The sequence below is a fragment of the Hymenobacter agri genome (assembly GCF_054778495.1).
In genome coordinates this window covers 1-2,004 of the sequence record NZ_BAAGZM010000701.1, presented here as the reverse complement: position 1 = coordinate 2,004, position 2,004 = coordinate 1, and the positions used below count along the sequence as shown (strand labels likewise).

2 protein-coding genes are annotated in these 2,004 nt (G+C 62.9%); both read right to left on the bottom strand.

Annotation, left to right across the window (positions count from 1 at the left end):
• Nucleotides 1-324 precede the first annotated feature (324 nt).
• Complete coding sequence (locus tag ACYVDE_RS21210; RefSeq protein WP_460503530.1) at nucleotides 325-996, bottom strand: response regulator; 672 nt, start codon at nucleotides 994-996, stop codon at nucleotides 325-327.
• A 166-nt stretch (nucleotides 997-1,162) separates the two neighbouring features.
• Nucleotides 1,163-2,004 (bottom strand): sensor histidine kinase (locus ACYVDE_RS21205; RefSeq protein ID WP_460503529.1); only part of this gene is annotated, 842 nt, incomplete at its 5' end.

Here is a 2,004-nt window from a genome sequence, read left to right as displayed (position 1 = left end):
ACTGCACGGCCGCCGCCCCGCTGGCCGTGCTGGCGCTGGCCACGTCGAGGCAGCGCCCGCTGCCGCGGTCAATCAGGCCGTAGTAGGCCCGCTCGTCGGGCACGAAGGCGTTGGTTTGAGCAAACGAAAAAAGGGGCAACAGCAGCAGCCAGGGCAGCAAACGAAACATGGGCAGGGGCGCGGCCAGGCAGGCCCGCGCATGGTTGAACACTGCAAAGAACGGCGAAACCGCGCGGTGCGTATGAAAACGACGCCAGAACGCAGGCCCGACCATGATGCTGCGCGCAGCATTACGGGCGCTTGCATCGTTCTCCGCCCCTTCCCCTACGCCAGCAGCTTGTGCTTAATGGCGTACTGAATCAGCCCCACCACCGACTTGCAGTTGGTTTTGGTGAGAATATTCTTCCGGTGCGTTTCCACGGTGCGCTCCGAGATGAACAGGGTTTCGGCGATGGCCTGGTTCGAATGCTCCTCGGCCACGAAGCGCAGCACCTCATGCTCGCGGGGTGTGAGTTCTGCCACGGCCGACTCGCCATTGCGCTGGCCGGGCACTTCGAGGTGTTGCAGCAGCGTCTGGCCCACCTCTTGGCTGAAGTGGGTGCGGCCAGCGGCCACGTCGGCAATGGCGGCGCTGAGCTCGGCCTTCGAAGTGTTTTTCAGCAGGTAGCCCAGGCTGCCGGCTTCGAGCACCTGCGTTACGGAGGTATAGTCGTGCAACATACTCAGGGCCAGCACGCGCACGGCCGGGTGCTCGGCTCTGATGCGCCGGGTAAGCTCTACTCCGCTCATCTGGGGCATGTGCAGGTCGAGTAGCACCACGTTCACTTCGGGATGCTCGCACAGCCGGCGCAGGGCCTCGGGGCCGGAGCTGGCCCGAGCCACCACGCGCACCGTAGCATCAGTCCGCAACAGGGTTTTGATGCCTTCAATAACAAGCGGGTGGTCATCGACTAACAATAGATTGACACGTGCAACCGCGGGAGCAACGTCGTTCATAAGCAAAAGGCCTGCTGACCAACCAGCAGCATCAGGCGACGCAATTTAATATTCAAATTTATACATGAATAGTATTGCTCATTCTTTCGCTACTACCGCCGAAAACAAACGGTACTACCGCGACCTGCGCAGCCGTTTCCGGTAGCTACTGGCCTGTTGGCAAGCATCATATCGGGCTGGGACTGCTGAGGGATACCAGTAGCGTGGCTGGCACAACGGGCCGCGTTGCTGGCGCTGGCGCAGCTGGCACCTCCGGCAAGGGCACTTCGATGGTGACGGTGGTGCCGTGCCCGGGCCGGGAATCGAAGTCAACCCGGCCACCCAGATACACCAGGCGGCTTTCGATATTTTTCAGGCCGATACCCACTTCATTTCCCAGTGCCGCCGGGTCAAACCCGACGCCATCATCGGCTATCAGCAGGCACAGCTCGCGGGGGCGGCGCAGTAGCTGCACTGTTACCTCGGTGGCTTGGGCGTGCTTCACAATGTTTTGCACCAGCTCCTGCACTACGCGAAAAAGCACGCTTTCCAGGGCCGGGTCGAGGCGGCCGCTTTCTTCCAGACCGGTTACCTCTACCTGAAAGCGCGGACGCCCGCCCGGCGACACTTTGCTGGTAAAATCGCGCACGGCCTGCCCCAACCCACGCCGGATGAGGGCGCTGGGCAGCAGGTTGTGGCTGATGTTGCGCACCTCCCGGAAGCTTTCGTCCACCACATCGAGGGCGTGGTTGAGCAGGCACTGCGAGCCGGGAGATGCCTGCTCGCGCAATTCCTCGGCCAAGGCGTGCAGATTGAGCTTGGCGGCGGTGAGCAGCTGGCCGACGCCATCGTGCAGGTCGGCCCCAATGCGGCGGCGCTCGGCCTCTTCGGCAGCGAGTACGGCCTGGGCCTGTTGCCGCTCCAGCTGCTGTCGTTCCTGCGTGAATTCTATTTCGCGCCGCAGCCGCCGCCGATTCAGCAAAAAATACACGAGGCCGGCCGCCACGGCCAGCGCCGCCAGGCTGGCCA